At 40.8% G+C, this 7,067-nt stretch carries 4 protein-coding genes and 1 pseudogene; all 5 read left to right on the plus strand.

Annotation, left to right across the window (positions count from 1 at the left end; all coding sequences use genetic code 11):
- Positions 1-665 (plus strand): carbamoyl phosphate synthase small subunit (locus SMIDD26_RS12640; protein WP_246746874.1); only part of this gene is annotated, 665 nt, incomplete at its 5' end.
- A 200-nt stretch (positions 666-865) separates the two neighbouring features.
- Positions 866-4,042: a carbamoyl-phosphate synthase large subunit gene (carB, locus tag SMIDD26_RS03315; RefSeq protein ID WP_061438905.1), complete on the plus strand. Its 3,177-nt coding sequence runs from the start codon at positions 866-868 to the stop codon at positions 4,040-4,042.
- 867 nt (positions 4,043-4,909) lie between these two features.
- Positions 4,910-5,617 (plus strand): IspD/TarI family cytidylyltransferase, encoded by a 708-nt coding sequence (locus SMIDD26_RS03320; protein WP_061438907.1) that lies wholly within the window; start codon positions 4,910-4,912, stop codon positions 5,615-5,617.
- A gap of 4 nt (positions 5,618-5,621) precedes the next feature.
- Entirely contained in the window at positions 5,622-6,644 is a 1,023-nt protein-coding gene (locus SMIDD26_RS03325) for a ribitol-5-phosphate dehydrogenase (RefSeq protein ID WP_061438909.1), read from the plus strand.
- A gap of 16 nt (positions 6,645-6,660) precedes the next feature.
- A pseudogene (gene licA / locus SMIDD26_RS03330) lies at positions 6,661-7,067 on the plus strand (choline kinase LicA); the annotation flags it as partial.

Here is a 7,067-nt window from a genome sequence, read left to right on the forward strand (position 1 = left end):
ACCATGTGACGGACCAGCTCCAAGCAACAGTATTGCCGACAGACAATATCAAGCAGGTTTCTACTAAAACATCCTATCCAGCTCCAGGAGTTGGTTTGAGCGTGGTGCTAGTGGACTTTGGTCTCAAGCACTCAATTCTACGTGAACTTTCTAAGCGTAACTGTAACGTTACGGTTGTTCCGTATTCAACAACGGCTGAAGAAATTCTCCATCTCAATCCTGACGGAGTTATGTTGTCAAATGGACCGGGAAATCCAGAAGATGTTCCACAGGCACTGGATATGATTCGTGGTGTGCAAGGAAAAATCCCAATCTTTGGTATCTGTATGGGACACCAACTTTTTGCTATGGCAAACGGGGCTAAGACTTACAAGATGAAATTTGGTCACCGTGGATTTAACCATGCAGTACGTGAAATTGCTACAGGACGTGTGGATTTTACAAGTCAAAACCATGGTTATGCAGTTAGCCGTGAGGATTTGCCAGAGCATTTGATTATCACCCACGAAGAAATCAATGATAAGTCAGTTGAAGGTGTGCGTCACAGATACCAACCTGCTTTCTCTGTTCAATACCATCCAGATGCAGCTCCTGGTCCTCATGACGCTAGCTACCTATTTGACGAATTTATCGAGATGATGGAAGCTTTTAAACAATCAAACTAAGAACGAGTAAAAGCTCGTCGGAGAATTTATTTAATGGCAACCCGAGAGTTGCCGAATAGAAAGGAGAAGATACATTGTTCGCGGAAGTGAACACGCCCTAAGAACTATGTGAAAAAGATAAACATCGTCTTGACGCTGAAGGCGTCTGCACCGAGTTTCCTATTTTCACTTTGTTCTTTACGGGCTTTGTATCATAAACTATGCCTAAACGTACTGATATTCAAAAAATTATGGTGATTGGTTCTGGTCCGATTATTATTGGTCAAGCTGCTGAGTTTGACTACGCTGGGACCCAGGCTTGCTTGTCTTTGAAAGAGGAAGGCTATGAGGTTGTCTTGGTTAACTCAAATCCTGCAACCATCATGACGGATAAGGAAATTGCTGATAAGGTTTATATTGAACCAATTACACTTGAGTTTGTGACTCGTATTCTTCGTAAGGAGCGTCCAGATGCCTTGCTACCAACCCTTGGTGGGCAAACTGGTCTTAATATGGCTATGGAATTGTCTAAAAATGGCATCTTAGATGAGCTTGGTGTTGAACTTCTGGGTACTAAACTATCTGCCATCGACCAAGCGGAGGACCGTGACCTCTTTAAACAATTGATGGAAGAACTCAACCAACCCATTCCAGAATCTGAAATTGTAAACACTGTTGAAGAAGCTGTTGCCTTTGCAGCAACAATTGGCTACCCAGTCATCGTCCGTCCAGCCTTTACACTTGGTGGTACTGGTGGTGGTATGTGTGCCAACGAGGAAGAATTGCGTGAAATCGCTGAAAATGGGTTGAAATTATCACCTGTTACCCAATGTTTGATTGAGCGTTCAATCGCAGGTTTTAAGGAAATTGAGTACGAAGTGATGCGTGATTCAGCTGACAATGCTTTGGTTGTTTGTAACATGGAAAACTTTGACCCAGTTGGGATTCACACAGGGGATTCCATTGTATTTGCCCCTGCCCAAACCATGTCAGACTATGAAAACCAAATGCTTCGTGACGCAAGCTTAAGCATTATTCGTGCCCTTAAGATTGAAGGTGGATGTAATGTTCAGCTGGCCCTTGATCCACATAGTTTTAAGTATTATGTCATCGAAGTAAACCCTCGTGTATCGCGTTCTTCTGCCCTTGCTTCTAAGGCGACAGGTTACCCAATTGCCAAATTGGCTGCTAAGATTGCCGTCGGTTTGACCTTGGATGAGGTTATCAACCCAGTCACGGGTTCAACCTATGCCATGTTTGAGCCAGCCCTCGACTACGTGGTTGCCAAGATTCCACGTTTCCCATTTGACAAGTTTGAAAAAGGTGAGCGCCGTCTTGGGACACAGATGAAGGCCACTGGAGAAGTTATGGCAATCGGTCGAAACATCGAAGAATCTCTCCTTAAAGCTTGTCGTTCCCTTGAAATTGGTGTGCACCACAATGAAATGCCTGAACTTGCAGCAGTTTCTGATGATTCCTTGATTGAAAAAGTAGTCAAAGCCCAAGATGACCGCCTCTTCTACGTATCAGAAGCCATTCGCCGTGGCTACACACCAGAAGAAATTGCTGAATTAACTAAGATTGATATATTCTATCTTGATAAACTCTTGCATATCTTTGAAATTGAGCAAGAATTAGGTGCCCATCCACAAGATTTAGAAGTTTTGAAAACTGCCAAACTCAATGGATTTTCAGACCGTAAGATTGCTGAACTCTGGAATACTACAGCTGACCAAGTTCGCCAACTTCGCTTGGAAAACAAGATTGTCCCAGTCTACAAGATGGTAGATACTTGTGCGGCAGAATTTGATTCTGAAACACCATACTTCTATTCAACCTATGGATGGGAAAATGAATCTATCAAGTCTGATAAAGAATCTGTACTTGTCCTAGGTTCAGGTCCAATCCGTATCGGTCAAGGGGTCGAGTTTGACTACGCAACTGTTCATTCAGTTAAGGCTATTCAGGCGGCTGGCTATGAAGCCATCATCATGAACTCAAACCCAGAGACCGTTTCAACAGACTTCTCTGTATCAGATAAGCTTTACTTTGAACCCTTGACATTCGAAGATGTTATGAACGTCATTGACTTGGAACAACCAAAAGGCGTTATCGTTCAGTTTGGTGGTCAAACAGCTATTAATCTTGCGGAGCCTTTGGCAAAAGCAGGTGTGACCATCCTTGGTACACAGGTTGCTGACCTAGACCGTGCCGAAGACCGCGACCTCTTCGAGCAAGCCCTTAAAGACCTGAATATTCCACAGCCACCAGGACAAACGGCTACCAATGAAGAAGAAGCAGTGCTTGCAGCTCGCAAGATTGGCTTCCCAGTCTTAGTTCGCCCATCTTATGTCTTGGGTGGACGCGCCATGGAAATCGTTGAAAACGAAGCAGACCTTCGTTCTTACATGCGAACTGCTGTTAAGGCTAGTCCAGACCACCCAGTTCTTGTCGACTCTTATATCGTTGGGCAAGAGTGCGAAGTTGATGCCATTTCAGATGGTAAAAATGTACTCATTCCTGGTATCATGGAGCATATCGAACGTGCCGGTGTCCACTCAGGTGATTCAATGGCCGTTTACCCACCACAAACCTTGTCGCAAAAGGTGCAAGAAACAATCGCAGACTACACAAAACGCCTAGCAATTGGTCTTAACTGCCTTGGAATGATGAACATCCAGTTTGTTATCAAGGATGAAAAAGTCTATGTTATTGAGGTCAATCCACGTGCCAGCCGTACGGTGCCATTCCTTTCTAAGGTAACCAATATCCCTATGGCTCAGGTGGCGACTAAGCTCATTCTTGGTCAAAACCTTGAAGAACTTGGCTACCAAGATGGACTTTACCCTGAAAGCACCCGCGTTCATATCAAGGCACCTGTCTTCTCCTTTACCAAACTAGCTAAGGTAGACAGCTTACTTGGTCCTGAAATGAAGTCAACAGGGGAAGTTATGGGTTCTGATACGACTTTGGAAAAAGCTCTCTATAAAGCTTTTGAAGCTTCTTACTTACACTTGCCAACTTTTGGTAACGTTGTATTTACCATCGCTGATGATGCCAAAGAAGAAGCCTTGGACTTGGCTCGTCGTTTCCAAAATATTGGTTATGGAATCCTCGCGACAGAAGGGACAGCAGCCTTCTTTGCCAGTCATGGATTACATGCTCAGCCTGTTGGTAAGATTGGTGATGACGATAAGGATATTCCAAGTTTTGTTCGCAAAGGAAGAATTCAAGCTATCATTAATACAGTTGGAACAAAACGAACTGCTGACGAAGATGGTGAGCAAATTCGCCGTTCAGCCATTGAACACGGGGTGCCACTCTTCACAGCGCTAGATACAGCTAATGCCATGCTCAAAGTATTGGAAAGCCGTAGTTTTGTCACAGAAGCAATCTAGTTTAGAAAAGTTTTTCACAGTTTAAAAACCAGCGTCAGAAAACGCTGGCTTTTATAGTGGATTGAAGTTGGAATAAAACGCTTTGCTTTCTAAAAAAATGTTATAGTAAAATGAACCAAAAACAGTACATGATGTGGTATAATCTTCTTATGACATATTCAATAGATTTTCGTAAAAAAGCTCTCTCCTATTGTGAGCGAACAGGTATAGTGTATTGATTCTGGAATAGTATGCCCCTACTTCTAAAAAATTGCTAGAAATTAATTTGACTTTCCTGATAGATTTATCCAGTTCTTATTTCATTTCGCTATACAATACTAATGTGGACTATTCAACTATCAGTTCTTCCCTCAAAAAATATTAAATTCAATTAACTATATAAAGTTTTTTCACTACTTGTTAGTATGAGTTCTTTGATTGTAAAGCCTTTTCCCCAGCCTACTTCTAGTTATATCATAAAGTCAGCTAATAAGAAATGAAGGGCAGTAATACTCTTCGAAAATCTCTTCAAACCACGTCAGCGTCGCCTTACCGTACTCAAGTACAGCTTACGGCTAGCTTCCTAGTTTGCTTTTTGATTTTCATTGAGTATAAGTCAAGCAATTACTTTGAAGTTTCAAATCTTAATTTTAAGATTTTTTTAAGGAAAGTATATTATTCTGGAGAACTCTAAAATTTCACAGCCATTTATTGGTAATGACTACAGAATTCCTGGTTATTACTAGAAATGGACTAGTTTCTTTGAATAATAGAACTGCTTAACCCTCCTATTCTAGAAAGGGAGGTCTAGTATTTCTTTCATGATAGGGCTAGATTGTGGTATAATAGAGAGAATAAGTTTTTTTAGTAAGACAAAGGAGAAAATAGATGATTTATGCAGGAATTCTTGCTGGTGGAACTGGCACACGCATGGGAATCAGTAACTTGCCAAAACAATTTTTAGAGCTAGGTGATCGACCTATTTTGATTCATACAATTGAAAAATTTGTCTTGGAACCAAGTATTGAAAAAATTGTGGTTGGGGTTCATGGAGACTGGGTTTCCCATGCAGAGGATCTTGTAGATAAATATCTACCCCTTCATAAGGATCGTATCATCATTACAAAAGGTGGTGCTGACCGCAATACAAGTATTGAGAAAATCATTGAAGCCATTGATGCTTATCGTCCGCTTACTCCAGAGGATATCATTGTTACCCACGATTCTGTTCGTCCATTTATTACACTTCGCATGATTCAGGACAATATCCAACTTGCCCAAAATTATGACGCAGTGGACACAGTGGTAGAGGCGGTTGATACTATCGTTGAAAGTACCAATGGTCAATTTATTACAGATATTCCAAATCGTGCTCACCTTTATCAAGGACAAACACCTCAAACATTCCGTTGCAAGGACTTCATGGACCTTTATGGCTCTCTTTCTGCTGAAGAGAAAGAAATCTTGACAGATGCATGTAAAATCTTTGTGATCAAAGGAAAAGATGTGGCCTTGGCCAAGGGTGAATACTCAAATCTGAAGATTACAACCGTGACAGATTTGAAGATTGCAAAAAGTATGATTGAGAAAGACTAGTGATATGATTAATCAAATTTATCAACTAACTAAGCCTAAGTTTATCAATGTCAAATATCAGGAAGAGGCTATTGACCAAGAAAATCATATCCTTATCCGTCCCAACTACATGGCGGTCTGTCATGCGGATCAGCGTTATTATCAAGGAAAACGTGATCCCAAGATTTTGAATAAAAAACTTCCAATGGCAATGATTCACGAGTCATGTGGAACCGTTATTTCTGACCCGACAGGAACCTACGAGGTTGGGCAAAAAGTTGTCATGATTCCTAATCAGCCTCCTATGCAGAGCGATGAAGAATTCTATGAAAACTACATGACAGGAACCCATTTCTTGTCTAGTGGCTTTGATGGCTTTATGAGAGAATTTGTTTCTCTTCCTAAAGATCGTGTGGTGGCTTATGATGCTATCGAAGATACGGTTGCAGCCATTACAGAGTTTGTCAGTGTCGGCATGCATGCTATGAATCGCTTATTGGCTCTTGCTCATAGCAAGCGGGACCGAATCGCCGTTATCGGAGATGGAAGTTTAGCTTTTGTGGTTGCCAATATTATCAACTATACTTTGCCAGAAGCAGAGATTGTGGTTATTGGTCGTCATTGGGAAAAATTGGAACTTTTCTCTTTTGCCAAAGAATGCTATATTACGGATAATATTCCTGAAGATTTGGCCTTTGACCATGCTTTTGAATGTTGTGGTGGTAATGGTACTGGACCGGCTATAAATGACCTGATTCGCTATATTCGTCCTCAGGGAACGATTCTCATGATGGGCGTTAGCGAGTATAAAGTCAATCTCAATACACGCGATGCCTTAGAAAAAGGCTTGCTCTTGGTTGGTTCCTCTCGTTCTGGTCGCATCGATTTTGAAAATGCCATCCAAATGATGGAAGTCAAGAAATTTGCCAATCGTCTTAAAAATATCCTTTATCTAGAAGAACCTGTAAGAGAAATTAAAGATATTCACCGTGTCTTTGCGACCGATTTAAACACAGCCTTTAAAACTGTGTTTAAGTGGGAAGTATAAGAACTGGAGGTTAATTGTGGAGAAAATCATTAAAGAAAAAATTTCTTTCTTACTTAGTCAAGAAGAGGAAGTCCTCAGTGTTGAACAACTGGGGGGAATGACCAATCAAAATTATTTGGTCAAAACAACAAATAAGCAATACATTGTTAAATTCTTTGGTAAAGGGACAGAAAAGCTGATCAATCGTCAAGATGAAAAGTATAATCTTGAACTACTAAAGGATTTAGACTTAGATGTAAAAAATTATCTTTTTGATATTGAAGCTGGTATCAAAGTAAATGAGTATATCGAATCTGCGATTACGCTTGATTCAACGTCAATCAAGACTAAATTTGACAAAATTGCTCCAATATTACAAACTATTCATGCTTCTGGCAAGGAATTAAGAGGAGAATTTGCTCCTTTTGAAGAAATCAAAAAATA

The sequence above is a fragment of the Streptococcus mitis genome (genome assembly GCF_001579035.1).
GTDB lineage: Bacteria > Bacillota > Bacilli > Lactobacillales > Streptococcaceae > Streptococcus > Streptococcus mitis_J.